The 25,648-nt window shown below is 51.7% G+C and carries 21 protein-coding genes, 1 pseudogene and 1 riboswitch; of the genes and pseudogenes, 8 read left to right on the top strand and 14 right to left on the bottom strand.

Annotation, left to right across the window (positions count from 1 at the left end):
* Positions 1-31 precede the first annotated feature (31 nt).
* Positions 32-144: riboswitch (guanidine-I (ykkC/yxkD leader) on the bottom strand.
* An 82-nt stretch (positions 145-226) separates the two neighbouring features.
* Complete coding sequence (locus P40081_RS08655) at positions 227-2,509, bottom strand: glycoside hydrolase family 3 C-terminal domain-containing protein (RefSeq protein ID WP_042134782.1); 2,283 nt, start codon at positions 2,507-2,509, stop codon at positions 227-229.
* Positions 2,510-2,629: 120 nt separating this feature from the next.
* On the opposite strand from P40081_RS08655, the gene P40081_RS08650 reads away from it, so the two are divergent.
* A complete protein-coding gene (locus P40081_RS08650; RefSeq protein ID WP_052421727.1) occupies positions 2,630-3,931 on the top strand; it encodes a helix-turn-helix domain-containing protein in 1,302 nt (433 codons plus the stop codon).
* Between the two features lie 148 nt (positions 3,932-4,079).
* On the top strand, positions 4,080-4,475 hold the full coding sequence (locus P40081_RS38940) for a hypothetical protein (protein ID WP_042134780.1): 396 nt from the start codon (positions 4,080-4,082) through the stop codon (positions 4,473-4,475).
* A gap of 108 nt (positions 4,476-4,583) precedes the next feature.
* Here P40081_RS38940 and P40081_RS08640 read toward each other — a convergent pair whose 3' ends face one another.
* The 3 genes from P40081_RS08640 to P40081_RS08630 all read right to left on the bottom strand — a co-directional run bounded on the left by P40081_RS08640 (position 4,584) and on the right by P40081_RS08630 (position 9,450).
* A complete protein-coding gene (locus P40081_RS08640) occupies positions 4,584-5,024 on the bottom strand; it encodes a DUF5680 domain-containing protein (protein WP_197074341.1) in 441 nt (146 codons plus the stop codon).
* 511 nt (positions 5,025-5,535) lie between these two features.
* The gene (locus tag P40081_RS08635) at positions 5,536-8,358 is read right to left on the bottom strand and encodes a glycoside hydrolase family 3 protein (protein ID WP_042134778.1); all 2,823 of its coding nucleotides are present in this window, start codon (positions 8,356-8,358) and stop codon (positions 5,536-5,538) included.
* A 180-nt stretch (positions 8,359-8,538) separates the two neighbouring features.
* Complete coding sequence (locus tag P40081_RS08630; protein ID WP_197074340.1) at positions 8,539-9,450, bottom strand: helix-turn-helix domain-containing protein; 912 nt, start codon at positions 9,448-9,450, stop codon at positions 8,539-8,541.
* 136 nt (positions 9,451-9,586) lie between these two features.
* Between P40081_RS08630 and P40081_RS08625 the strand changes: the two genes are divergently transcribed.
* A complete protein-coding gene (locus P40081_RS08625) occupies positions 9,587-10,804 on the top strand; it encodes a sugar efflux transporter (protein WP_042134776.1) in 1,218 nt (405 codons plus the stop codon).
* 14 nt (positions 10,805-10,818) lie between these two features.
* Entirely contained in the window at positions 10,819-11,238 is a 420-nt protein-coding gene (locus P40081_RS08620; RefSeq protein WP_042134773.1) for a response regulator, read from the top strand.
* A gap of 77 nt (positions 11,239-11,315) precedes the next feature.
* Here P40081_RS08620 and P40081_RS08615 read toward each other — a convergent pair whose 3' ends face one another.
* The 5 genes and pseudogenes from P40081_RS08615 to P40081_RS08595 form a co-directional block, all read right to left on the bottom strand.
* Positions 11,316-12,014 carry an SDR family oxidoreductase gene (locus tag P40081_RS08615; protein ID WP_042134771.1) on the bottom strand — a complete coding sequence of 233 codons (699 nt, stop codon included), beginning with the start codon at positions 12,012-12,014 and terminating at the stop codon, positions 11,316-11,318.
* Between the two features lie 30 nt (positions 12,015-12,044).
* Positions 12,045-12,500: a VOC family protein gene (locus P40081_RS08610; protein WP_042140871.1), complete on the bottom strand. Its 456-nt coding sequence runs from the start codon at positions 12,498-12,500 to the stop codon at positions 12,045-12,047.
* 533 nt (positions 12,501-13,033) lie between these two features.
* Positions 13,034-13,417, bottom strand: a pseudogene (locus tag P40081_RS08605) (helix-turn-helix domain-containing protein); the annotation flags it as partial.
* 27 nt (positions 13,418-13,444) lie between these two features.
* Positions 13,445-14,206, bottom strand: a complete 762-nt coding sequence (locus P40081_RS08600) for a metallophosphoesterase (RefSeq protein WP_231575309.1) — start codon at positions 14,204-14,206, stop codon at positions 13,445-13,447.
* 162 nt (positions 14,207-14,368) lie between these two features.
* Positions 14,369-14,950 (bottom strand): TetR/AcrR family transcriptional regulator, encoded by a 582-nt coding sequence (locus tag P40081_RS08595; RefSeq protein ID WP_042134767.1) that lies wholly within the window; start codon positions 14,948-14,950, stop codon positions 14,369-14,371.
* Positions 14,951-15,184: 234 nt separating this feature from the next.
* Between P40081_RS08595 and P40081_RS08590 the strand changes: the two genes are divergently transcribed.
* A complete protein-coding gene (locus tag P40081_RS08590) occupies positions 15,185-16,675 on the top strand; it encodes a DHA2 family efflux MFS transporter permease subunit (RefSeq protein WP_042134765.1) in 1,491 nt (496 codons plus the stop codon).
* 166 nt (positions 16,676-16,841) lie between these two features.
* Positions 16,842-17,132 (top strand): hypothetical protein, encoded by a 291-nt coding sequence (locus P40081_RS08585; protein WP_042134763.1) that lies wholly within the window; start codon positions 16,842-16,844, stop codon positions 17,130-17,132.
* Positions 17,133-17,171: 39 nt separating this feature from the next.
* On the opposite strand, the gene P40081_RS08580 is transcribed toward P40081_RS08585, so the two are convergent.
* Together P40081_RS08580 and P40081_RS08575 are read right to left on the bottom strand one after the other, a co-directional pair.
* Entirely contained in the window at positions 17,172-17,513 is a 342-nt protein-coding gene (locus P40081_RS08580) for a hypothetical protein (RefSeq protein WP_042134761.1), read from the bottom strand.
* 161 nt (positions 17,514-17,674) lie between these two features.
* The gene (locus tag P40081_RS08575) at positions 17,675-20,053 is read right to left on the bottom strand and encodes an ABC transporter ATP-binding protein/permease (protein ID WP_042134760.1); all 2,379 of its coding nucleotides are present in this window, start codon (positions 20,051-20,053) and stop codon (positions 17,675-17,677) included.
* A gap of 249 nt (positions 20,054-20,302) precedes the next feature.
* On the opposite strand from P40081_RS08575, the gene P40081_RS08570 reads away from it, so the two are divergent.
* A complete protein-coding gene (locus P40081_RS08570; protein ID WP_042134758.1) occupies positions 20,303-20,977 on the top strand; it encodes a response regulator transcription factor in 675 nt (224 codons plus the stop codon).
* Positions 20,974-22,017 (top strand): HAMP domain-containing sensor histidine kinase, encoded by a 1,044-nt coding sequence (locus P40081_RS08565; protein ID WP_042134756.1) that lies wholly within the window; start codon positions 20,974-20,976, stop codon positions 22,015-22,017. Before P40081_RS08570 ends, P40081_RS08565 begins: the two co-directional genes overlap by 4 nt.
* Before the next feature lie 591 nt (positions 22,018-22,608).
* Here P40081_RS08565 and P40081_RS08560 read toward each other — a convergent pair.
* From P40081_RS08560 to P40081_RS08550, 3 genes are all read right to left on the bottom strand, one after another.
* Positions 22,609-23,289, bottom strand: coding sequence for a hypothetical protein (locus P40081_RS08560; RefSeq protein ID WP_042134754.1), 681 nt, complete (start codon positions 23,287-23,289; stop codon positions 22,609-22,611).
* A 246-nt stretch (positions 23,290-23,535) separates the two neighbouring features.
* The gene (locus tag P40081_RS08555; protein ID WP_042134753.1) at positions 23,536-24,738 is read right to left on the bottom strand and encodes an S-layer homology domain-containing protein; all 1,203 of its coding nucleotides are present in this window, start codon (positions 24,736-24,738) and stop codon (positions 23,536-23,538) included.
* A 268-nt stretch (positions 24,739-25,006) separates the two neighbouring features.
* Positions 25,007-25,411 carry a DUF4073 domain-containing protein gene (locus tag P40081_RS08550; RefSeq protein ID WP_081969883.1) on the bottom strand — a complete coding sequence of 135 codons (405 nt, stop codon included), beginning with the start codon at positions 25,409-25,411 and terminating at the stop codon, positions 25,007-25,009.
* Between the last annotated feature and the right edge of the window lie 237 nt (positions 25,412-25,648).

Here is a 25,648-nt window from a genome sequence, read left to right as displayed (position 1 = left end):
TAAGCCCGGAAGGTTATCGTCGTATGACGATACCTCCCGGGCTTTTATCCCTCCGTGTATACACGGCCATGGTACACTCCGTGCGTTCTCCCTCGGACCAGACCAGTATCGCACAACAGCTGCGGAACCCTAGAGAACAAATAAAGCATTATTAAGTTACATCGTATGTTAGCAAATTGCGCTGCGAAAAGCAACCCCTATATTCTTCCGGCACCGCTGCTGCGTCTTACTCCTGTCCGGCCAACACGTTCAATTCACGCAAATCCTCAGCCAGATCGGCTTCGGTATATTTTCCCTGGCCGAAGCCGATCAGCGCGCGCAGCGGCATGTATTTCATCATGGCCAGGAACATTTCGGGATTATCTCCCATCGCTTCTTCCATCCCGAAGATACTGCCGTAATTCTTGGCTTTGCCCTCAGTGAGCGGATTCGCCAGCAGATCACCAACCGTAGAGTTACGGTGGAACCTTACGGCCAGTTTCGTCGTCGATACTACCTCCAGCTCTGCGGTGAGGCGGATATCCCGTGAGGATGAGCCTACGGCGATAGTGAACACTCCGCTCTCCACATGCCAGTCGGCCAGCTTCACATTGTAATAGGCAAAGGAGCGCTTATCCAGTGTAAAGGTTACCTCGCGCTCTTCCCCCGGCTGCAGTTCAATCTTGTCGAAGCCCTTCAGCTCCTGCAGCGGACGGATTACGCTGCTCTCTACATCGCTGACATAGAGCTGCACGGTTTCTTTACCTGTTCTGCTGCCGGTGTTCTTAACAGTGACCGAAACCTGTACGGTGTCCGTATCCCTGATGCTGGTCTGATCCAGCGACAAATTGCTGTACTCGAATTCTGTATAGCTGAGTCCGAAGCCGAACGGGAACAGCGGCTCAATTTCTTTTTTATCATAATAGCGGTAGCCTACAAACAAACCTTCCTTATACTCCACAGTATCGCCTTCCCCGGGGAAGTTCAGGAATGAAGGATTGTCGCTCAGCTTCTGCGGGAACGTCTCCGCCAGCTTGCCGCTTGGGCTTACTTCACCAAAGAGCAGATCGGCCACCGCGCCGCCAAAAGCCTGCCCCCCGAGATATCCTTCCAGCACGGCCTTCGTCTGCGGCAGCCAAGGCATTTCTACAGGAGATCCGTTGCTAAGCACCACGATAATGTTACTCTGAACCTCAGCCACAGCATGGATCAGCGCCAGATGGCTCGCCGGAAGCGACAGATGGCTGCGGTCATATCCTTCCGATTCATAGCGGTCAGGCAATCCGAGGAACAGCACGGCAGCATCCGTCTTCCTTGCTGTATCCCGGGCTTCCTGCAGCAGCTCCTCATTAACCTCATCGCTGGCCAGCTCATACCCCTGTGCGTAGAGGAAGCTTGCCGCATCACCAGCAACCGCCTGCATCTCGATGAAAGCATCATCCAGCTTCGTCGGATTCACATGCGAGCTGCCGCCGCCCTGATAGCGCGGTGTCTTGGCGAATTCACCGATGATTGCAAGTGTGCCGCTCTTCGCGAGGGGCAGAATGCCATCCTCATTCTTCAGCAGCACCATGCTCTCCCGGGCCACCTCACGTGCGAGCGCATGATGTTTGTCCTGATCGAAGACTGCCTCTTCGTCCCGGCTGTCCGCACTCTTGAAGATAAAGGCCAGCATCCGCTCTACCGCAAGATCCAGAGTCTCCACGGACAGCTCCCCGTTGTTCACTGCAGCTACGATCTTGGCGTCGCCGATGCCTCCGCTTGACGGCATTTCCAGCTCCAGACCCGCCTGCAGCGCCTTCACCCGCTCATTGACCGCGCCCCAGTCGGACACAACAAAGCCTTCAAAGCCCCACTCGTCGCGAAGCACTTGCGTCAGCAGCTTGTGGCTCTCTGAAGCATACTCACCGTTCACCTGGTTATAGGAACACATAACGCTCCAAGGCTGGCTCTGCTTCACCGTGCCTTCGAAGCTGGCCAGATAAATCTCGCGCAGGGTCCGCTCATCAATAACGGCATCCACGGACATCCGGCGGTGTTCCTGATTATTGGCGGCAAAATGCTTCAGTGAAGTGCCGACACCCTGGCTCTGCACTCCCTTCACATGATACGCGGCCATCTCCGAAGCCAAATAAGGATCTTCCGAGAAATATTCAAAGTTCCGGCCATTCAGTGGTGAACGCTTGATATTATTGCCCGGCCCGAGCAGAACAGCGACATTCTCGACCTGACATTCCGCCCCCAATGCCTCGCCTACCCGGGCAATCAGCTTACGGTCCCAGGAAGAAGCCAGACCCGCCGCTGACGGAAAACAAGTCGCCGGTACGCTGTTATGCAGGCCCAGATGGTCCGCACTTCCCTGCTGCTTGCGGAGACCATGAGGCCCGTCCGTTACCATCAGTGAAGGAATGCCCAGCCGTTCAATGCCTTTGGTATTCCAGAAATCATGTCCGGAGCAAAGTCCGGCTTTCTCTTCAAGTGTCATTTGTGAAATAAGCTGCCGGATATCCGCCGCTGTTGCCGTTGCCATAATGTAGCCCTCCTAAGAATGCGTTTTCTTTTCTTTATTTTAAACGACTTGTTCCGGAATTTATGGCATTTTAATTGGATTTTTGGTAATTTGGTTATATGAGAAAAGGAAGTGTTAGTTATGCCCGAGGACATGGAAGAACGCGAAGGAATAGAATATATCTGCAAGCTGATATATGAGGCTTACCGGGTTCCGGTCATGTGGCTGGATGCCGCAGACACTCCCCAGCTGACCCTGCCTCCAGCATTCGAATGCCGCCAGGCCGTCCAGGGAGATCACGGCCTGCTTCTCGAGGTCATGGATATGGCACGCAGGAGCAGTCATGCGGCAACGGCTGCCGGGAAGGCTGCCCGCATGACTGCTCCGCCGTATCTGCATACCACCGGCTTCCTGGAGAATTTCATCATTCTCCAGCTGCCTGAAGCAGATCGCACCGGTGGGGCCATCGTCATCGGTCCGGTACTAAGCGCACCGGTCACCGGAGATAACGCGGCCAGTCTGATGCGCGATTACAACATTCCGCCGGGGCAGCAGGATGGCTGGCTGCAGTATTACCGCAGCTTGCCCGTGCTCAGCCGGATGCGCTGGTATCACGCAGCGCTGCTGCTCTACACCCTCGCTACCGGTGAGGCATTGTCCATTACGGAGCTGCTGCTGGCTGCGGGCAAGGCGGATCAGTCTGGCCCGCAGCCGGATGACAGCCCGGATCTGGACCTGTCCTACCGCCGCGAGAACACCTGGCTGCACCATGATCCGATGCTGGAGCGGGAGATGTTCCGCTATATCCGGAACGGGGACAAAGCAGGGCTGCTGCGGACCCAGGCTTCTTTTTCGGAAGAGAGCTACGGACGGTTGTCGAAGAAAAGCCAGCTGCGCAGCAAAAAAAATCTGGCCGTCTCCTCCATTACACTTGCGACACGCGCAGCGATCGAAGGCGGGCTGTTCTGGGAGATTGCCTATACCCTCAGCGACTTTCACATCCAGCATATTGAAGAGCTTCACGATATTCCGGCCGTGGACCGCGCCCAGCTTGCCGCTCTCTGTGACTTCGCCGACCAGGTGCTGGGCAGCCGCAGTTCGAAGCTCTCCCGCATCTCCGCGCTGTGCCAGAATTATATATACAATCATTTATATGAAGAGATTCCGCTCAGCAGGCTGGCCGAATTCACCGGACTGAACGCCAGTTATCTGTCCCAGCTGTTCAAAAAAGAGACCGGAACCGCCATCAGCGATTATATCCGGCAGGAGCGGATCGAAGAAGCCAAACGGCTGATGGAGCTGCCCGGCATTACGCTGTCGGACATCGCCTCCCGTCTGCATTTCAACGACCAGAGTTATTTCACCAAAGTGTTCAAGAAATACACGGGCCTCACTCCCGGACAATACAAGCAGGATTCAGAGCGGTTCTCCCGCTTCACCTAAGCAGACAGCTGAAATAAGCTTCTGATTATTCCGAGTTATTCCGCGCCTGCGCTCTGCCTTTCCGTACAATCACAGCATAGATTTGCAAAATTATGGTATGATCCGGTTAAGGACGCTTTTATACTTTCTTACAAAGGAGCGATTCAGCATGATCGGTAGCATTGTATTTGTTGGAGTAGTTGTATATGTCGCTGTGCTGGGGATTAATCACAGTAATCGTCTTCAACGCAAGAACAGGCATTACGGGAACAGAAATAATTCCGCTGATAATTATTTCTTTCCGGGGCCAGATCTGAACAACTCTGCCGGGGACAGCCGCAGCGATGATCACCGTCACAATGACGGGCACAGCGGAGCCAGCCATCACCACGGGCATCACAACCACAGCCATGGCGGCAGCAGCTGGGATAGCGGCAGCCATCACGGCGGCCACGGCGGCTGGGACAGCGGCGGTCATGGAGGACATGGCGGCGGCGATTTCGGTGGTGGTGGTGGCGATTCCGGCGGTGGTGGCGATTCCGGCGGCGGCGGTGGCGGCGATTGACTGAACAATAGAGTCTCCTCTAGGCCATGAATGGGCTGCTTGGGAGGCTTTTTGTGTATGAGCATGATGGTTCGGGCGGGCGTTTGGCAGGAAAGGACGTTCCGCGTGCTACTCCTTAATTACACCGCCATGAAACATACATTCATAGACCATTATATCTCCGGCCCAAATCACCTCTGACCCGTTGAACCAGGAGAAGTCCCCGTCTACTGAGCATTTATAGATGAGATGGCCATCCGTATAATGCTCCGGACCGCGGAAGGGTTTATCCTCCGGCACCAGGAACAATGCGGCTTTCAGGAAGTCTCCGCTGAAGCCTTCCGCGGTCACACGCCCGGCGTAATTCATCGCCCACAGCGGCTGGTCATCCTCCCACAAGGCTTCCTCTCCGGCAAACTTCTCCGAACCGAGGTAGGTGTCTATGTATTTCAAGTTCCCGCGCACAAATTCCAGATCATGAGACGCCGGACGGGACGGGGTTAACTCCGGACCCTTACCTGCATAGGTTGCTTGCTTGGCCTCCATCAGAAACTTGATCTTGTCCATCATAACTATCATCCTCCCGGAAAGTTAATCCAACCACTCCATAATAGAACATACGTTCTGTACAGTCAGTGACTTATCTCCTAATATATATATCTAAATTGGGGGGACTTAAAAATGTACCGGGCATGAGTGACAGGCCACTGGGAAGCAAGGTGTACTTGAGCTGGCACTGCGGAGTGCATAGCGGATAGTTGTATTTCGTACAGCTAAAAACCGGCGAATAACCGCATGAGCAGGGATAACTGTATTCTGTACAGCTAAAAAACGGAAAAGTGTCCTTTTATGGCACAGGAGAGTTATATAGGTGTACAGAGTGCAATTAAACCTCCCCCGAAGCAATAATAGCTCGATTTAGTTGTACAAATTACAGTTATCCCATGAACAGGGGTACCCTAAGGAAGGAATTACTATCCAATTAAAAAGCCCCCGAACTGCACGAAGGCAATTCAGAAGCTTTTTGGACATCACATATAATAGTTAGCTTAAGCTGTAATAATCTGCCAACTGCTGCCTTTTACAAAGTAAACTGAAAGCGGCTGAGCAATACCTCACCAGTAAATACCAGATACACATCGTCGGTTCCGGCATCTACACCCGCAATCGCGGACTGGCTATGCCATTTCTGGGCTTCGCCTGCCGGGATCTCCAGCGTTGCTGCCAGCTTGCCTGAAGGGCTTCCGGTTCTGACTTCAATGCTGCCGCCCTTCACGGAGGACACGAGCACTTCGACGCCAGCTGCGCCTTTGGCAAACTGTACATTATTGAAGGCAATCCAGGCCCCATCCTTCACCGGATGTACCGAAGCTCCGCCTGCCTTGCATTCATCCAGGAATACCGCTTCATAATAATCGTAGTTCTCGGCTTTGACGGCTGTGTACAGGTTACGCGCCGGTACAGTGTCACCGTGTACTCTAATCTTGGCCGACAGCTTGATATCGCCGGAGGAACGGCCCACGAGAATGTTATATTCTCCATCTTCCACACAGTATTGCTCACGGCTTACATCCCAGAAGGCGAGATCAGACACCGGCAGAGTAAAGGCTACGGTCTGCGATTGTCCTGCGGCCAGATAGATTTTGTCAAAACCCTTCAGCTGCTTGAGCGGGCGTCTGATCCGGGTCGACAAGGACTGCACATACACCTGAACCACTTCAGCGCCGTCTACGCTGCCGCTGTTCTCCAGCTCTACCGTCAAGCTGATCGTGCCATCCTCCTGCACTTCTTCTGCTTCCAGCGACAGCTTGTTGTAAGCCACCTGCGCATAGCCCAGACCATGGCCGAACGGATACAGCGGCTCCCCGTCGAAATACAAGTAGGTTCTTTTGCCTTTGATGATGTCGTAGTCCATAAATTCCGGAAGCTGATCCACAGAGCGGTACCAGGTCATATTCAGTCTGCCGGACGGGCTGTAATCGCCGAACAGGACATCTGCCACCGCATTGCCGAGCTCTTGCCCGCTGTGGGAGGTGTACAGCACCGCCGGGATATGTTCATCGATCCAGGTGGAGGAGATCGGGTAGCTGCCCACGATTACAACCACCGTATTCGGATTAGCAGCATAGACGGCCTTAACCAGATTCTCCTGCCCTTCAGGCAGTACAATATCCGGCCGGTCAATCTCTTCCTTGCCGTTCAGCAGCGGATGGTTGCCGACGAATACGACCGCAACCTCGGCGGCTTTGGCCGCTTCTACCGCAGCTTCTACGCCGTTCACTACAACGTTCTTATGGAATAGCTCAGCTGCGGCAGATGTTTCTTCTTCAGCAGCGCGAATGGTTCCGTCCTCATCACTAATAAATAGCGGCTTATTGTTCCAGGTCCGCAGCGATACCGTACCTTCCGCTTCCGGCACCAGATTCAGCGACTCCTTCACATACCAGCCGTAGATCTCATCAGCGGAAGCTGTCAGTGTGCCGGCATCCGTCAAGGTGACATACTGCCCCCTGCTTGTAGCCTCCAGGGTATTAGCGGTCCAGCCCCAAGCCGTATGGCGGAACAATTCACCGCGCTCCGGCTTGTCATGCAGCGCCGCCAATCGTCCGTCTTCACCGGTGATGCCCACCGTCCGGCCGCTGGCCGCTGAGGTTAAGAGAATCCGGTCACTGCCGCTCTCGAAGGAGACCTGCTTGCCTGCCAGCTTCTTGGTCACTCCCTGCAGAGGTGTCACCGCATAAGGCAGTGTGCCGGAATACCAGTCTCTGAAGGCTTCGTCCCCCAGCGGGCCGATTACGGCTACCTTGGACAGCGCGGATGCACTCAGCGGGAGGGCTGCGTTGTCATTCTTCAGCAGGACAATGGATTCTTTGGCCGCTTCAAGAGACAAGTCGCTATGCGATTTACTGAGAATGACGGAATCATCAATTGCCGCATAGGGATTACCTTCCTCCGGATCGAACTCACCCAGCCGGAAGCGGATGCGGAAGGTGTTCGCCAGCGCACGGTCCAGATCTTCCTCGGTCAGCAGGCCTTCACGGAGCGCCTCATGGATGACTTTAATGGTCTCCTCCGTCTCTTCAGTTACACTATCAATCCCGTTCTTGATCGACTCAGCCATCGACTGGGCGAATGAATCGTAATACTTATGGTCCTTCACAATCCCGAACAGGTCCCCGGCATCGCTTACAATGAACCCGTCCATTTCCCATTCACCCTTCACAATCTCCATCACGGCCGGGTGCAGGATAACCGGCACGCCATTCACGGAGTTGTAGGCGGTCATCATGGATTGTGCTCCGCCTTCCTTGAAGGCCGGCTTGAAGGCTTCCAGATAATATTCACGCATATTCCGCGGATCAATGCTGGATGAAGCCACACCGCGGTCAATTTCATTGTTGTTGCCGAGGAAATGCTTAAGGGTTGCTACCGCTTTCAAATACACCGGATGATCGCCCTGGATGCCTTTGACAAGTGCGGTGCTCAGCTGTCCCGTCAGCTCAGGATCTTCCCCGTAGGCTTCCTCTGTTCTGCCCCAGCGCGGGTCCCGCTCCATGTCCACGGTCGGTGCCCATAGGGTCAGGCCGTTAACGGTTGGATTCTTCCGGTAGAACGCCCGGGCCTCATCACCGATCGCCGAACCGATCCGCTGCAGCAGCTCCGGGTTCCAGGTACAGGCCAGTCCGCTTGGCTGCGGGAATGAGGTTGCTTTGCCCAGCCACGAAATCCCGTGCGCCCCTTCCGTACCATGCTTGTAACCGCCTACACCAATACGGTCAATCGCCGCCTGATATTGCGGCATCAGACTTACCTTCTCCTCCAGCGTCAGCCGGGAGAGCAGATCCTGAACACGTTCATTCAGCTGTACTTCAATTTGTCTAAACGGATATGTAGCTGTTTCCATTAATAATCGCTCCTTCAACCTTTATGATAACGGTTTCATCTCATCCAAAGCCAGGCGTTCACAATCCTCCGCACAGCCCGGTTGTTCTATCCTTCCCCATCATAAAAGATTAGCGCTTACAGCAACACCTGAACAATTGACATAAAAATCAGTTCATAATTAGAGAATCATCAGCTGAAATCAGGAGTTGCCGGGCTGCGGGGGATCTCCGTGCGGATAATGAAACTTCAGCGCATCGGCCGACAATCCGGTAAATTTAAGGTCCCCGCTCGTAATTACATAATCCCCTTCCGGCTTGTTCTCCAGCGGCCGCTTGCGGATCTCTTTGGGGGAGATGCCGTACCTGGCCTTGAATACTTTGTGGAAATAGGAATAGGTCGCGAAGCCGCAGGCATTCGCAATATTCTCCAGACTGAAGTCGGTATAACGGATACGCTCCAGGGCGTTCGACAGCCGGATTTCCTGCGTGTATTGAATGATGGTATACCCCGACAGCTCCTTGAAAAGATGCACCGCACGCGACACGCTGAGCCCGGCATGATCCGCAACATCCTCTACCCGTAGCGGACTGAGCGCATGCTCGTTAATGTAGCGGCGCATTCTCATCACCATTTCATTGGACCGCTTCGGCGCATCCTCAACATTGGCGGCTTCCACCGACAAGCGGTCAAGCGACAGGCAGAGCGCGCAGAGCAGATGGCGGATCAGCTCGGGGCTGTCCTGGACGATCCGGTGCTGCTCCATGCTGAGCTGCTGCCACAGGGACAGCATGCCGGCATCCAGATGGATCCGCTGATGCAGCAGACGGGGCCGCGATTCCCACCACTGCTGAATCCACGAGCCCTCACAGAGCAGGTAATAATCGCCGCTCTCAATCCTGCCGTCCATTTCCTCCACCACCAGATGATAAGGCTCTCCGGGCTGATAGATGAGCAAATCCCCGGGTTGAATACTAGTCATTCTCCCGTTGACCAGCGCCTTGCAGCTGCCCACCACCTGCAGCCGGAAGAGGAAGAACGGCGGAGGAGTGAAGGAGGTTTTGAAGGGCAGCGTATGAAAAGAATACGCGCAGGCATGCAGTCTCACGTCCACAATCGTCACCATCCCAGCCAAATAGTATATTTTTATAATCAAATAAAACATTCAATATTCCTAAATAATTAACTATACTATAACCAAATCAAAGATAAGTCTGCAAGCTTATGCCGAAAGGAACTTCACTGCCTCCATGCTGAAAAGAACCTATGCCCTGCTTCTGATTCCAACCTATCCGATATTCATGCTCTGCATGCTGCTGCAGGGAATGGCCATTTCGATCAGTGCCCCGTTCCTGGCGGTCTACTTCACGGAAGAGCTTGGCGTATCCGCCGGAACCTTCGGAATCTTCACTGCCGTGACGCTCATCAGCGGTGTCGTTATAAGTATGTTAATTGCCAAACGCTCGGATACCGGCCTGAGCCGCCGCAAGCTTATGGTCATCTGCATGACGTTTAATGCCATCGCTTTTGCCGGATATATATTTATTCATGACTTCTACCCGCTGCTGATCTATATGACTGTGTTCACCGCAGCCGGTGCCCCGGCGATGCCGCAATTATTCGCTAGTAGCAGGGAAGCTGTGAACGCCAGCGCGTCCGCTGACCATGCCTTTGCTAATTCTACCTTACGCTCTATGTTCTCACTCGGATTCATCAGCGGTCCCCTGGCAGGAGCCGTTCTGCTGGGCCATTTCGGTTATCAGGGTGTGTTCCTGTCTACCACCATATTTTTCTTACTCAATGCGCTGCTTGTATTTAGTTTCGTACGTTCATCCGCAGTTGCAGCCGTCAGACAGGCCAGCAAAAGTGTACACAAGCCGGTACGGCTGCACCGGAATACCCGGGTGCTGGTGCCTTTTCTCGTCCTGACCCTGCTCTATGCCGGACACTGGGCCAACAACCTGAACATTTCACTCTTCATCATCAATACGCTTGGAGGCAATACGCAGAATGTGGCTTCGGTTGCAAGTATATGCGCACTGCTGGAAATTCCATTCATGTTCATGCTTGGCTTGTTATCCGCCAAATATTCTAACAAGCTGCTGATGGGCTGGGGAATCGCGCTCGGCGCAGTCTATTACCTGCTGGTGCTTGGAGCCGGAGAGCTGTGGCAGCTCATTGCCGGACAGGTGCTGCTGGCTTTCTTCGTAGCCGTAATCTCAGCGATTGGAATCAGCTATATCCAGGACCTGCTGCCGGACCTCCCGGGCTACGCATCAACGCTGTATACCAATGCTACAACGATTGGCAGACTGACCGGAAGCCTGACAGGCGGAGCAGCCGCACAGTGGGTCGGCTACCGGCATTCTTATTGGCTGTGCCTGATCCTTATTGTATGTTCACTGGGACTGCTGCTATGGCCGCAGCGTTCCCCGGAAGAGAAGATTACCCATCAGATGGCATCCTGACAGGAGGAATTCCTATGCAAATACTACTCATTGACGATAACCCTCATGTACGTGATCGCCTGAAGCACATGCTGGAGCTGCTCTTCCCCGAAGCGGCGGATATTCTGGAATCCGGCTGCGAGCCTTCAGCCCTGCGGCTTATTCAGAAGCATAGGCCTGAACTCATTATTACAGATGCCAGGCTGCTGCTGCTTAGCGAAGATATGCCGCTCGACCAGTGGTATGATCAGCAGACAAACGGCAGAATCATCGTCACCAGCAGCCATGAATTTGTCCTGAAAGCCTTCTGCCAGGGGGGCATCGATTCTCTGCTGAAGCCTATTGAACTTGGTGCGCTGGAAGAAGTACTGTTTGGATCAGCAGGCATGAGCGGCGGTTATGATCATCCCTATCTCGAACAAGCGGAGCTCCAGCGCTCAGACCAGATGATATGACCTAAAATTACGGCAGGACACAAAAAGAGACCGGCGGTGAACGATCCGCTGATCTCTTTTTCAATATATATATAAGTCTAAATCTCCATATCCTTACCCGTGTAATCCACGAACATGAAGTGCCCCTCCGGCGCGGTGCGCTGCTCAATCAGGCTGATAATGCCTTCGGCACTGATACGCGGGCTCGTTGGCGCTTTCGCTCCGCCCATATCGGTGGGCATCCAGCCGGGGTGCACGCTTAGTACATGTACACCACGCTCTTTCAGGGTAACATGCAGCTTCTGCGAGAACATATTAAGTGCTGTCTTGGAGATGGTGTACGGGTAGTTGCCCGGGTAAGCATTCGTAATGCTGCCCGCCTCGGACGAGATGTTGATGATCGACGCATCCGGCTCTGTAAGCAGCGGCAGGAAGTGCTTGACCACCCGCATCGGTCCATACAGGTTAATATCGAGCGCAAGCTGCATCTCGGCAATATCCAGCTCTTCAAGCGGAGTATCCGAGGCATTCAGCACGGCAGCATTATTAACAATGGAGCCCAGCGTCCGCCCCTCTTCCTTGAGGCTGGCAGCAAGCGCCGCGATCCCCTCTTCGTCCGTAACATCGAGCGCAGCCACCGTCAGCTTGTCTCCATAATCTGCGGCAAGCCCGGACAATGCCTCTTGTCCCCGGCTCAGATCACGCACACCGGCAATGACTGAATGTCCGCGTTCCAGCGCTATTGCAACAAGATCAATCCCCAGTCCGCGTCCGGCTCCTGTAATCAGTATATTCATAAGATCATCCCTCCTCTATGACACTCTTACTTATTTATCGTTCTCCAGCAGCTCCAGGATCACCTTCAACTCTTTGAACGTATCCATATAAGCATAACGTCCTCCGGTGTACTCCCCCTTCTGTTGAAGCGGGAAGCCCTTGCCTTCGAGCAGCATAATCTTCTCCTTCATTCCCTCTACTGCAAAAGCAATGTGGTGAAGCCCTTCCCCGTGCTCATTCAGATAGTCGCGCCATGTGCTCGGCTGATGGTCCGGTTCAATCAGTTCCAGCTGCAGAGAGCCCATATCGAAAAAAGCGAGCTTCGCCCGAGCCTCCGTCGCCCCGCCATTATAGTTAGTCTGAGCAATATCTGCCGTATCTGTAATGCCGATCTCCGGTTTCTCGATGCCAAAGAAGTCCGCATACGCCGCGCTTACCTTCTCGATATCGTTCACCAGAATTCCAATCTGCGTAATGAAGTGATTCCCAAGCAATCCTGACATCAGGCTATACCTCCTTCTATCTGACCAGACTACCATACCCAAACGATGAAAGGGCTGTCAAGCCTGGCACAGAGATGACTCCCCGTAAAAGACAACAGATTTTGCTCTTCAGAGCAGCAAATCCTTGCACTTCAAGTGACTGTCCGCAAGAATCACCGACTTAACCCTCCGGATGTGCCGGAGACCCGGTGACTACCGACTAAAGTAATGAGCCGCTCTGAATTCCTGCACAGAATACAACATTCTGACCGTCAAATCGGCCGTAAGCGGGAATTGTTGTACAAAAGGCAGCAATTCTCCCCATTCAAGCTGATTAATGAAACAATTCTTGTATTTCGTACAACAATCTGCTCAAATACTCCGGAATCTACGGGCTAGAGTTGCAATTTATACAACAATTCTCCAGTCGTCAACTTGAGAGGCCCTCATTATCAGCAAATTATATAAGGCGCACGACTTCTCCCATCACCTATGGATTGGTACTCTTGCTGGTTATAGTCTTACGTGCGATGCACCGGACACCCTTATCCTTTGTCTTAATCCTCCGCTCCCGGCTTCATCCGGTGCTTGCGGTAGTCGCCCGGTGTAACCCCGACGACCCGCTTGAAGACCCGGCCGAACGTAATCGAACTGGTATAGCCCAGCTTCAGGGCGATATCCTGCAGATTATCGCTGGTTGTGGCGAGCAGATATTCCGCGCGCTGCATCCGCAGCTGGGTCAGGAAATCGACGAATTTCATATTAAATTCCTCTTTGAACAAATGGCCGGCATATTTGCCCGAGATCTGGAACCGGTCGCTTAGATGCTTAAGCGAAAGATCGGGATTATCGAAGTTCTCTTCTATATATACCTTCACATACCTTCACATACCTTCACATACCTTCATCTCGCTGATCATCGCCCGGTAGCTCTTCGATTCTAAATATAACCTGGAGCCGGAACAGACTCAGTGTGCAATATAAGCGTCGACTTTATATCCCGAGCCGCTGCTGGTTAATTTGGCATTATAGTAACCCATGTTTCCATCCGGCTTGCATTTATAATCCCCGGAGCAGCCGCAGACGAAGAATTTCGTCCGTGGGTATCCCGGATTAATATTGCTAAGCTTCCGGTAGAATTTATGTCCATGATGTGTGAAGATAGCCAGGACCCTGTCTCTGGCTTTTACCGGAATCGCCGAGAAGAACCTGGATGTCTCCGCAGCGCTGAGCACATGACTGGATTCAACCGTAATTCCCTGCACTCTTAGCGGCCAGTGGAAATCAATAATATAGAAATAGCGGTCATCCAGATTGCGCAGCAGAGTGATACTTGCCGGAGTGAATTGTCCCAGAGCACAATCAAGCCATACATATTTCACCTTCCCCTGTGTGCCCGGGAAATTCATCTGTCCGGTAACCGCCCCCAAGTATTGCGTAAATAGGGACCGGGTGCTTGCCTCCCAATTTCCTATAGAGGCCTTATACGGGATGCTTCCAAGTGTGCTTGTTACTGAATCTTTGAAGTCTTTGTAATACGCGTTCGCATTGTTCCCGTGATCCGCTCCTGCCTGTGCATTATCTCCGCCAAAGATGAAAAAGCGCTTATTGCCGCTGCTCACTGCTTTGGGCAAAAGACTTTTAAAAATACTCAAGCTGTTTCCGTATCCTACATGGCTGTCGCCAAACACCGCAAATTCGACGGTCTGAGCCTTTATTCTGCGTTTCACTCCGGGCACAGCCTGGCGCTTTGCAGGAAGCACCCTTTTCCGTTTTGGACCTGTCTGCCTCTTCACTTGGAACCACCTCATATCAATAGATTCGCGATGCACAGTGATATCTACTATATATATGCGGAATGAATTGGCGGTTCTTGGACCGATGAACCTTCCTTAGCTCGAACGCAGCGAAGTGATCTGTTTGGCCAGATACTGCGGCGAATACGGCATATCCTCCCGGAGCCAGGCGATGATCGTACCGATAAGGGCTGCTGAGCCGTACCATACGGCAATATCCTTCTGAACCGTTACTTCCGAAGCGTTGCGGGTAGCCAATCTTCTCTCCACCCGGGTGGAAATGATATCCGCCATCAGCCTGAACAGACGATCGGTGAATATCGTACTCTTCCGCGACGTTAGCACAATTTTATAGAATTTGGCATTCTCCGCAATATGCGTCAGCAGGCGCTCCAGCATCGGCCATTGTTCTCCTTCTGCCGCTTCCGGATTCTCCATATAACCGCTTACCACTTGAAGCACGTCCTCGGCCATATCATCCGCCATCTTCTCCATCATATCGGGGATATCCCGGTAATGCAGATAGAAGGTCACCCGGTTAATTTTGGCCCGTTCCGCGATACGGTTGACCGTAATTTTCTCAATGCTCATTTCTTCCATCAGATCAATTACAGCCTCTCTCAGCAATTGGCGTGTACGCAGGACACGAGGGTCCGTGTGCGGGGGAGCTTTCGTCATTTTAACCACTCCATTCTTCAACGTTCAAATCGCAGACTACACTTTTCAATAAAATGTCGTTTATCACCTATATAAACTACATTAATGTCTTAATCGTAAACTAATATACAGTTTTTCAGAAATCGTTGCTTGATTACATGAAAATTTCATCTATAATCTACTTTATACATTGTAAACTATACAACACACTGTAAATTTAGTCCATGATTCGGCGATTTGAAAGGATGGAGAATAGTGAGTAACAAGACAGACATTAAAGACAGTTCCATCAAAAAGGGACCTATTCTTTTCGTAATGATTCTCGGTGCCTTTCTGGCCACACTGAATCAGACGATAATGAGCGTTGCCACACCGGAGTTAATGCATGACTTCAACATCACGGCTGCAACGGCCCAGTGGCTGACCACCGGGTATATGCTGGTTAACGGTGTACTGATTCCAATCACAGCTTATTTGATGCAGCGTTTCACTACACGTGAGCTGTTCCAGGCATCTATGTTTATCTTCTTCGCAGGAACGGTCGTTTCCGCTATGGCGACAAGCTTCCCGATTCTGCTTACCGGACGTATGATTCAGGCAGCCGGTGCCGGTATTATTATGCCGCTGCTGACCAATGTCATTTTAACCCTGTTCCCGCGTGAGAAAAGAGGCGCCGCCATGGGTATGGTCGGGCTCGCCATTATCTTCGCCCCGGCGATCGGCCCAACTCTGGCCGGATATATTATGGAACACTACTCTTGGGAGACTATGTTCTACGGCATGCTTCCACTCACAGTCATCGTTATCGTATGCGGATTTATTTATCTGAGAAATGTAGCAGAGCGTTCTTATCCAAAGGTCGACTTAACCAGCGTGGCCTTGTCCACCATCGGATTCGGAACCTTGCTGTACGGCTTCAGCCGGGCGGCCAGCGCAGGCTGGTCGAGCGCAGAGGTGCTGTTGTCGCTTGCTGCAGGTGTGATTTCCCTCGGCTTGTTCGTATGGAGACAGCTGGCTTCGGATAGCCCGCTGCTGGATCTGCGGGCCTTCAAATATAATATGTTCTCCCTGACCACTGTTATCAGTGTCATGGTCACGATTGTGATGTATGCAGATATGATGCTGCTGCCGCTCTACCTGCAGAACGCACGCGGCTTCACGGCGATGGAATCCGGCCTGCTGCTTCTTCCCGGCGCAGTTATTATGGGCTTGCTCATGCCGGTTACCGGCAAGCTGTTTGACCGCTTCGGTGCGAAATGGCTGGCCATTATCGGCCTGCTGATCACGATCCTCGCTACCCTGAGCTTCGTGAATCTGACCGACTCGACAAGCTATGCCTATCTGATGCTCATGTCCACCGGACGCCGGATCGGAATGGCGCTGCTGCTCATGCCGATTCAGACCCTGGGCCTGAACCAGCTGCCATCCAAGCTTAATTCGCATGGTACAGCCATCTCGAATACTGTAAGACAAGTGGCTGGCGCTGTGGGTACTTCCCTGCTGGTTACCGTAATGACCAGCCGTACCACTACCCACATGAAGGATATGATGGTCAGTGGCGTGCAAGACACCAAAGAACACATGATTACAGCAGCTACCATCCAGGGGATCAATGATGCGTATCTGGTCATCGTGGGTATCGGCATCATCGGCCTGCTGCTCTCCTTCTTCATCAAGAAGGTAGGCCAGGCCTCGGAGAAAGAACCCGAAATGAAGCTGAAGACGGTTGTTGCCAAGGAAGTCTAGGTTATGCAAAAGGGGCTATCCCAAAAGCCATGAAATGGCTGCTTGGGATAGCCCCTTTTTTGTTGACGTCACAGTAGGTACTGCCTGCCTCCTCGCATAAACCAAACGCTTGTAGTACAATAATATCTTGGCTATACAATATAGAAGAAGAGTAAGAGGTGCCCGGATGGCTATTAGCTTCACGAAATCTATGCTTAACCGCTTAAATCAGGAAATTACAGAGATGGAATCGGGTATAGCAGAGCTACAGAAGAAGACCCACAAGACCCGGCTCAAAATTACCCAGATCGAAAAAGACTGCAAATTAAGCACTTCCCCCAGCGCACTTAGCAGCAAAATGAGCCGGATCACCAAATTACAGGCAGAACTCAAAAAAATCTCCCAGCAGCATTTAGAGCTGTCCAAGGAGATTAACAAAAAGAAGTCCACGCGCGCCCAGCTGCCGCCTGCGGAATAGCCCGTTTCCTGGCTGATCGGTTTAACCAGAGCCCGGCAGTTACCCCTTCTGGTCTTGCCGGACACGCAGCCAGGCCAGCAAATAGATCACGCATAAGAAACCCCAAAAGTAATTAGCGAATATACTCTGCCCTAATGCTGCGGAGAGTAGGATATGATACAGACAAGTAAATACAAAAAATGACGCTAATACCACGGTCATGGTTCTGGCGGATACCTGCTTCGGAATGGCGCTTCTTGAAATGAGGTAGGCAGCGGCAACAGCGATGGCTAAAGACAACACTATCCTCAGATTCTGATTCTTGAACATATCCTGCATTGTAATCACAGCCGCCAGTCCAACAAAACACGCAATGATTTGGATGATATTTCTCGTTTTCATTCGATCCCTCCTGTGCACTTAAATAACTCTCATTTATGTTATTTTATCCCATACAATTCTTGCTTGTCTGTGATTAATGGCAATTAACGCACAAAGAACCAAAGGAACGGATTCCCTTGGTTCTTCAGCATTTCATTCAGATGGCTCAGGACTAAGCCTGGTTATTCACTGCGCAGTGCAGCAACCGGGTCCTTCTTTGCTGCCATCTTGGCCGGAATCGCACCGCCGAGCATGGTCAGCAGGACGCTGATCACGCCTAGAATGAGCGCATGCAGCGGGTTAAGCTGAGCCACATTCTTCAGCTCGGTCAGGTTATACAGAATCGCGTTAACCGGAATGGTCAGCAGATAGGTAATGCCGATCCCCAGAATCCCCGAGCAAGCCCCGATAATGAAGGTCTCGGCATTGAAGACCCGTGTAATGTCCTTCTTGCGGGCACCCAGCGCACGCAGTACGCCGATCTCCTTCGTCCGTTCCATAACGGAAATGTAAGTGATGATCGCAATCATAATCAGTGAGACCACGAGGGAAATCGCTGCAAAAGCAATCAGCACCATCGTAATTCCATCCATAATCCCGCCGGAAATGTTGGTGACAATAGCCGCCAGATCGGTATACTGCACCTGATCCTCCGTTGCCTTCCCTTCATTCCATTTGTCCAGATAGGCTGTAACGGATTCTTTGGCACTGAAATCAATCGGGTACAGCGAGACTGCGCTTGGAATTTCAGTTGCCCCCAGAGCGGCAAGTGCATCGTCTTTTGTCAAGGAAGCCATACTGCCTGCTGCTGCCATACCAGCGTTCATGAGTGGTGACCCGCCCATTGCGCCGCTTGAACCCATGCCGGCTACCCCTTCTGACAAGGCCTGCCCTGTCAACACATTGATATCTGCGGCTTCCTGTGCAAGTACAATCTCAGATTTCTGTGCATCGGCAATGAACGTTGCGGCCAGCTCATCAGAATAGACAATGCCGGGAGACAGCGTAGAAATGCTGGAACCTTCCTGCCCGCGGAGAACACCAACAATGTTCAGCGTCACGGCATTAGGACTGTTGTAGAGACCGGTCAGATCAGCAGCTGTTCCATTGACAACAAACTGCTCGCCATTTTTCTTATAATAATCATTGTTCATTACCAGCTTCAATTGAGTTCCGACAAGATCGCTCAGATTGATGCTCTTAGCTTTATAATCCAGCCCCAGAGCATCCACTGCTGCATCGGTCAGACGGTTGTATTCATCCACGATGAGCACAAGATCGGTCTTCTCTGTAGGGAATGATCCTTCCAGCAGGTCATAGTACTGCTCCAGGTAGCTTCCCGAGGCACTGCCCTGTTTGCTTGGATATGGGGCTACAGTGATATTGCTTTTATCCAGCGTGGTTGCCTTGTCCCCATCCATAACCAGCCAGTTCATATTCACGGTACGGGTATAAGAGACGCCGTCAATCAGCTTAGGATCGATTCCATCCAGATACTCGATATACTCCTTGGTCAATACATTCGTATGCATGGCTGAGTTTACGGTCGGGTCATACGGATAGAGCTTTTTATCTGCCGGATATGAGGTAAGTTCCGTTGACTCTTGACCCGGAGGACCTGCATTCTGCAAATTAATCGCCGTCTGGTTAATAGAGATCGGGAAGTTGGACAAGGCCCCGGTTTCATACGAGCTGATCTGTTTATCGAAGCCGTTGGACAAGGACAGGATCAGCGCGATGCCAATAATTCCGATACTTGAGGCAAAAGCGGTCAACCCCGTACGCCATTTCTTGGTGGCGATATTTTTACCGGATAATTTCAGTGCTGTGAAAAAGCTCATGCTCGTTTGTTTCAGCTTATAAGCACTTGAGGTCTTCTGCGTGGCCAGCGGATTGCTGTCCGAGATCGCATGACCGTCCGAGAAGCGGATGACGCGGTCTGCATAGCTCTCTGCCAGCTCCGGATTATGGGTAACCATGATCACCAGCTTATCCTCCGCAATGGTCTTGATCAGCTCCATGATCTGCTCACTGGTCTCTGAATCCAAGGCGCCTGTAGGCTCATCCGCCAGGATAATGTCCGGATTGTTCGCCAGCGCACGGGCAATCGCTACACGCTGCATCTGTCCGCCTGACAGCTGATTCGGCTTTTTGTGCACATGATCCTTCAGTCCAACCTTCTCCAGTACTTCAAGCGCCTTGCGGTGCTTCTCGGCTGAAGCTATCCCGCTGAGCGTCATCCCCATCTCCACGTTGTCTGTAATGCTCAGATGTGAGATCAGATTATAGCTTTGAAAAATAAAGCCGACACTATTATTACGGTACGCATCCCACTCGCTGTCTTTGAAGCGCTCTGTCGATTGGCCGTTGATGATCAGCTCTCCGCTGTCATACTGATCCAGCCCGCCGACGATATTCAGCAGCGTGGTCTTGCCCGAGCCGCTTTGGCCCAGAATCGCAACGAATTCGCTTTCCCTGAAATTGAGATTCACTTTATCCAGTGCAACCTGTGTAAATTCGCCGGTCTTGTAGCTCTTGGTGATGTTTTTTAATTGCAGCATTGTCCGATCTCCCTTTCCATCCCTGTAATCATTAGTCTCTCTGAAATCTTCTAGTCTTACTGTACCCCAGTATAGCCGCCCAATATAAACTAAACCTAAACTCCCAGTTGAGACTGGCTTGATCTTGATGAGGTATACTAAAACAAGTACTTTGGCTTCGAGGGTTACTCCGGTACTTTGCGGGGAACCCATAACCATATAAACAAGCTATACGTTGAATAACATGGAACCGTTCCAGGAGGAGACCTTATGTTTAATATTCTTGTGGTTGAGGATGATGCCAAGTTACGCCAGCTTTTCTGTACCGTGCTCACCAGAAATGGATACCAGGCCTTGCCGGCCGTGAATGGCGAGGATGCGCTGGACGTGCTGGATAAGGAATATATTGATCTGATTATCTGCGATATTATGATGCCCCGGATGGATGGCTTCGAGCTGACGCGGACGCTTAGGGACAACAATCAGCAGCTTCCCATTCTTATGGTGACCGCACGGGAGAATTTTGCCGATAAGCAGCAGGGCTTCCTCGTCGGAATCGATGATTATATGGTCAAGCCGATCAATGTGAATGAGATGATCCTGCGTGTCGGGGCGCTGCTGCGCCGGGCCAAAATCATCAGCGAACGCAAAATTGAATGGGGAGAAACCGTGCTGGATTATGATACGTTAACTGTAATTCAGGGCCCTGAGAGTATCCTGCTTCCGCAGAAGGAATTCTATCTCCTCTATAAAATGATCTCTTATCCCAATAAAATCTTCACCAAGCAGCAGCTGATGGATGAAATATGGGGGATGGATTCCGAATCCGATGAGCATACGGTGGTGGTTCATATTAACCGCCTGCGTGAGCGATTCAGGGATAGCGCTGATTTTGAAATCGTCACCGTCAGGGGGCTTGGCTATAAGGCGGTGAAACGGGGATGAGGAGCGGCAAAAACAGCGGCCTGTGGTGGTATTTTGTATCCATGGTATTTATCATCATTCTGTCGTTTGTCTTCATTATGGCTGTGCTGGCCTTCCTGTATTTCCGGGTAGAAAATAACACCTGGGAGCACGGGAACCCCTTCCCGCCTATTCTGACTATGGTGTTATTCAGTCTGGTCATCGGGACCACCATCAGCATTATGGTAGGCCGCAAAATATTGTCCCCGATTACGGACTTCAGCAAAGCGGCCAAGGAGATCGCAGGCGGCAACTTCGATATCTATTTGAATGAGTCGCACCGCGTCAATGAGATCAGTGAGGTGGCACATCACTTTAACCTCATGGTCCAGGAGCTGCGCAGCATCGAGACCCTGCGGAATGATTTCGTTGTCAATGTGTCTCATGAGTTCAAGACCCCTATTGCAGCTATCGAAGGCTACGCCATGCTTCTGCAGGAAGAGAACCTGAGCAAAGAGGAGCATGACGAATACACCGGGATGATCATCGAGAGCTCACGTCAGCTGTCCAATCTGTCCGGCAATATCCTCAAAATATCCAAGCTCGAAAATCAGGAAATGCTTACCGAGCTGGCTGAATACCCTCTGGATGAGCAGCTCCGCCAGGCGCTGTTGCTGCTGGAGTCCCTCTGGTCTGCCAAGCAGCTTAATCTTAATCTCGACCTGGAGGAGCAGCGCTATTATGGAAATGAAGAGCTGATGATGCAGGTGTGGCTCAATGTGCTTGGCAATGCGATCAAATTCACGCCGGAAGGCGGTGAAATTTCGGTCTCCATTCAAGCGGACAGCTCCTGGATCTCCGTAATGATCTCCGACACCGGGATCGGCATGACTCCGAAGGTGCGTAAGCATATCTTCGAGAAATTCTACCAGGGCGACCCCGCCCGCGCGGCCGGAGGCAACGGCCTCGGCCTGCCGCTGACCGCGCGCATCATCAGCTTAAGCAAGGGAACCATTGAGGTGCGCAGCGAGCCGGGGCAAGGCTCGGCGTTTACGATCAAGCTGCCGGTTGCGGGAGAGTGAGCGGGAGCGGCAGACGAAGAGGAGGGGAGAGCGGGGGAAGAGGAGGGTAGCGGCGGAGCAGTTGCTCCTCAGTGTCACCTGACCGCCGCTCTCGGCGGACTCTGGGGTACTTCTGCCCCTCTTTTACGCTATACCGCCCACTTGGAGCGGCATTAGTGGGATTTATCCCTCTAATTCCAGCATTTCGCCCAGTCGGGACGGCATTAGTGGGATTTATCCCTCTAATTCCAGCATTCCGCCCGTTTGGGGCAGCATTAGTGGGATTTATCCCTCTAATTCCAGCATTCCGCCCGCTTGGAGCAGCATTAGTGGGATTTATCCCTCTAATTCCAGCATTCCGCCCGTTTGGAGCGGCATTAGTGGGATTTATCCCTCTAATTCCAGCATTCCGCCCGTTTGGGGCAGCATTAGTGGGATTTATCCCTCTAATTCCAGCATTCCGCCCGTTTGGAGCGGCATTAGTGGGATTATCCCTCTAATTTCAGCATTCCGCCCGCTTGGAGCAGCATTAGTGGGATTTATCCCTCTAATTCCAGCATTCCGCCCGTTTGGGGCAGCATTAGTGGGATTTATCCCTCTAGCGTTAGTACTCTACCATAACTCTAGGTCCATAAAAGATGGAATAAGCTCATACCGGCACACTCTGTCCCCCCCCTGCACCAACACAGGTTTAAACTTACCTTTTTCACATAGAGAATTCATATATTTCTTTACTGTACGTTGATCAATCGCAAGTTCGTTCACCACCTCCACTGGCCGGAGGAACCCGTTCTTACGGCTGGCAATCCGCAGAATATCCAACTCTATCCTCGTAAATTGTCGGCTTCCCTCATCCGTATTTTTCAACAAACATGGAGTAAGTAAGGCTTTCAGCAGAGAGATTGTCAGCTCCGGTGTAGACTCCAAATCATCGTAAGGGATCGCAACCACACGGTACCCGGCAATTTGCAGATATGTTTCCCTATTAAGTTCCTGGCGGTATCTGGTCCGGTCTGTGTTCTGAACATGCGGCCCGTATCCTTTCACCTCAATAGCTATCTTAACCTGACCCGGCTTCCATACAAAGTCAACAAAATAAGGTCTTCCCCGCCAATCCGCTACCTCATACTCCGGGTGAAGATCGTCCATATTACCAAAAATCGGCCACCACACCCGCTCCACAAACATTTGCTCACCATGCCGGTGTCCCCGTTCCAGCCGGTCCAGACGTTCCCCGGTTCTCCGTTTCTTGTGATACTCCAGCCATTGGTGATGCTCTTCAGCGAACCCCATTCCTCTATTCCTCCTCTGCAAAATCCCCCGCCCCCCGCAAAGAGGAGCCTTGTCTTCTTTGATTGCCCGGTTGCTCGGCGTAGACTCCAGAACCTATAGTTTCTGGCGGAGTATCGCACACAAAAAATCCCGCACCCAAAAATCCATGGGTACGGGATGTGCTTCATCCGTTTTATAGATTATAGTTCTTGCTGCTTCCCGGCGTCAATGAACTCGTCGGCCTCCGGTAACAGCCGGAATCGCTGATCAGTTATCGTCAGGGTATATGGCCCGCTGGAGCGTAGATAATTTCATATGTGTTACTTTTAACGTCTCCTCATCGAAGCTAAACGCCATGACATATCCTCTATCGGAATTGACCTTATCGCCTCGAAGCAGGCGCGGGATCAACACCCCGTCCATATTCTCAAATGTGTAGCTTAGAATAACTCCATATGTGTTGCTTACTTCTGCATATGTACCATACACCTTCAGTACATCCTCCAGCGTACTTACTCCGGGCCGGATATGCTGCAAGGTAGCGGTCAAAGCCGGTTCCCCAGCATCTTCGTCTGCTTTTACCGACCATGAATCCATCTTGCCTGACGAATCATAATGGACGTATACATCCTTATACATCTCATTATTAAACACATCTTGTCCGGTGGAGGCTCCATAATATTGTTCAACCAGAGACCTCGGGCTGCTCCATTCCATAATGAGCTTCCCGTCCGGATCACCTATCCCGAAATCCGCCTCAGTAACAGGTACCGCTGTGAAATCCTTTAATCCCGTACCCTTGTCCGGTAATGGGGGCAGCAACTCTGGTTCTGACAGCTCCTGCGGCCGGGGTTTCAATATATTTCCTTTCAGCTTCAACATCCTGATCCACTCCAACGCCTCTGCCCGGGTTAACGTTGTGTTCCCCTTGAATCCCTCCACAGTAGGCTCTTCCGGAAGCGGAAGCAGCTGATTTCCAAGCAGAAAAATAATGGAATCCCTTTCACTATAGTTTTTGCCCAGAGCAGAAGCTATAAACTGCGCTGCTGTCTGTCTGGTTATAGGCGCAGCTTGTGCCTGGGGGTCCTGAAGACCCGGGATGGGATGCTTCCAATTTTTCGCCATTCGATAAGGTCCAGCGGTCCACTCTTCCCCAAAGATCGTTGCCTTCGGATAGCCGAAGGAGAGATAGTACACCTTCAGAAATTCAGCTTCCGTAATCGGCTGGTCCGGCCGGAAAGTCAGGTCTGAATAACCGGTTATATACTGATTCCCCAGCGCCCAGCGTACCCACCGCTCCGACCAATGACCTTGAATATCCGGGAAAATAGGAGAGGTGACTCCCGTGTCATTGTCATCCGCTGTTTCCTCATAGCTCACTGAATCCGCTCTAACCGGATAATCCGGTGTGACGGCACCCGCAATCGTACCCGCAATCAGTCCGGCAACCACCAGTTTGATTGTTCTCAATCTGATCTATCCTTTCGTGAATACATTTTAATTTATCCTCTGCTTCCACATTATAGCAACCGCTGCGGATTAGGGATATGGTGCTTGAGGCAGTAATTTCTAAGGCTAAATCCTTGCTTACTCCGCAAAAAAAGAGATCAGCAGATAAAGCCTGCCAATCTCTTTGGGTAGAGCATTATCACCTTATGGCTGCTCCGGTATCGCAGAAATCTGTTCCAATGAGCGTCGAACTTGAGGGTCTCACGTTGAACTAGATGGGGAGCTGATATTAATCCGGCGTAAAGGTCAGCGTTGTGATGAACCCTGCCGGAATGTAATTCACGCTGTCTCCCGCTATCCGCACCAGCACCTTTACCGCACCGTAGAAGACCGGCGGGTTGACTGGATCATAGGCAGTCCAATTCAAGCCCTCATCGGTGGAATACTCCATCTTCTCGTTCGCACCTGTAATGGTGTTCGCAACATCATCCGCAGTTACATTGGGCGGCCATGGCGGCTGAGCGAACAGAGTCACGGACAAGGCAGAGCTATTCCCTGCTGCCAGGGTGAAGTTATCCGCTGCATAATCCGCCGCATAGGCCTTCGTAGTACTTACACCCAGACTGGCTGCACCCGCAATAAGGATTCCGATTAAAGAGAGACGGATGCATTTATCGACAGTTCTCCTCATCATTTCAACCTCCACATCTTATTAAATGAGAAATATAACACAGATCATATTATATCTTATTCTGGATAATTATTCCTTTGAAATTGTAAATTTAATATAAAATTTTGGATTAACCGCAGATTCACTCTTTAGTCTTAATCACTTTGCTAAGAAAGAGGCATCTTACCAGTGTCAAAAGTACAATAAAATAGGCCAACCAGAAGTCTCTGGCAGACCTAAAAATACGAAGAGATTCCCGCA

This window comes from Paenibacillus sp. FSL P4-0081 (assembly GCF_000758565.1).
GTDB classification, from domain to species: Bacteria; Bacillota; Bacilli; order Paenibacillales; family Paenibacillaceae; genus Paenibacillus_AQ; species Paenibacillus_AQ phytohabitans.
This window is presented reverse-complemented; position numbering and strand designations above follow the sequence as displayed.

What these genes read in the sequence shown, in the direction of transcription:
- P40081_RS08655 (WP_042134782.1), bottom strand. Translation starts at nt 2,509, where the DNA reads ATGGCAACGGCAACAGCGGCGGATATCCGGCAGCTTATTTCACAAATG.
- P40081_RS08650 (WP_052421727.1), top strand. Translation starts at nt 2,630, where the DNA reads ATGCCCGAGGACATGGAAGAACGCGAAGGAATAGAATATATCTGCAAG.
- P40081_RS38940 (WP_042134780.1), top strand. Translation starts at nt 4,080, where the DNA reads ATGATCGGTAGCATTGTATTTGTTGGAGTAGTTGTATATGTCGCTGTG.
- P40081_RS08640 (WP_197074341.1), bottom strand. Translation starts at nt 5,024, where the DNA reads ATGATGGACAAGATCAAGTTTCTGATGGAGGCCAAGCAAGCAACCTAT.
- P40081_RS08635 (WP_042134778.1), bottom strand. Translation starts at nt 8,358, where the DNA reads ATGGAAACAGCTACATATCCGTTTAGACAAATTGAAGTACAGCTGAAT.
- P40081_RS08625 (WP_042134776.1), top strand. Translation starts at nt 9,587, where the DNA reads ATGCTGAAAAGAACCTATGCCCTGCTTCTGATTCCAACCTATCCGATA.
- P40081_RS08620 (WP_042134773.1), top strand. Translation starts at nt 10,819, where the DNA reads ATGCAAATACTACTCATTGACGATAACCCTCATGTACGTGATCGCCTG.
- P40081_RS08615 (WP_042134771.1), bottom strand. Translation starts at nt 12,014, where the DNA reads ATGAATATACTGATTACAGGAGCCGGACGCGGACTGGGGATTGATCTT.
- P40081_RS08595 (WP_042134767.1), bottom strand. Translation starts at nt 14,950, where the DNA reads ATGACGAAAGCTCCCCCGCACACGGACCCTCGTGTCCTGCGTACACGC.
- P40081_RS08585 (WP_042134763.1), top strand. Translation starts at nt 16,842, where the DNA reads ATGGCTATTAGCTTCACGAAATCTATGCTTAACCGCTTAAATCAGGAA.
- P40081_RS08580 (WP_042134761.1), bottom strand. Translation starts at nt 17,513, where the DNA reads ATGAAAACGAGAAATATCATCCAAATCATTGCGTGTTTTGTTGGACTG.
- P40081_RS08575 (WP_042134760.1), bottom strand. Translation starts at nt 20,053, where the DNA reads ATGCTGCAATTAAAAAACATCACCAAGAGCTACAAGACCGGCGAATTT.
- P40081_RS08570 (WP_042134758.1), top strand. Translation starts at nt 20,303, where the DNA reads ATGTTTAATATTCTTGTGGTTGAGGATGATGCCAAGTTACGCCAGCTT.
- P40081_RS08565 (WP_042134756.1), top strand. Translation starts at nt 20,974, where the DNA reads ATGAGGAGCGGCAAAAACAGCGGCCTGTGGTGGTATTTTGTATCCATG.
- P40081_RS08560 (WP_042134754.1), bottom strand. Translation starts at nt 23,289, where the DNA reads ATGGGGTTCGCTGAAGAGCATCACCAATGGCTGGAGTATCACAAGAAA.
- P40081_RS08550 (WP_081969883.1), bottom strand. Translation starts at nt 25,411, where the DNA reads ATGATGAGGAGAACTGTCGATAAATGCATCCGTCTCTCTTTAATCGGA.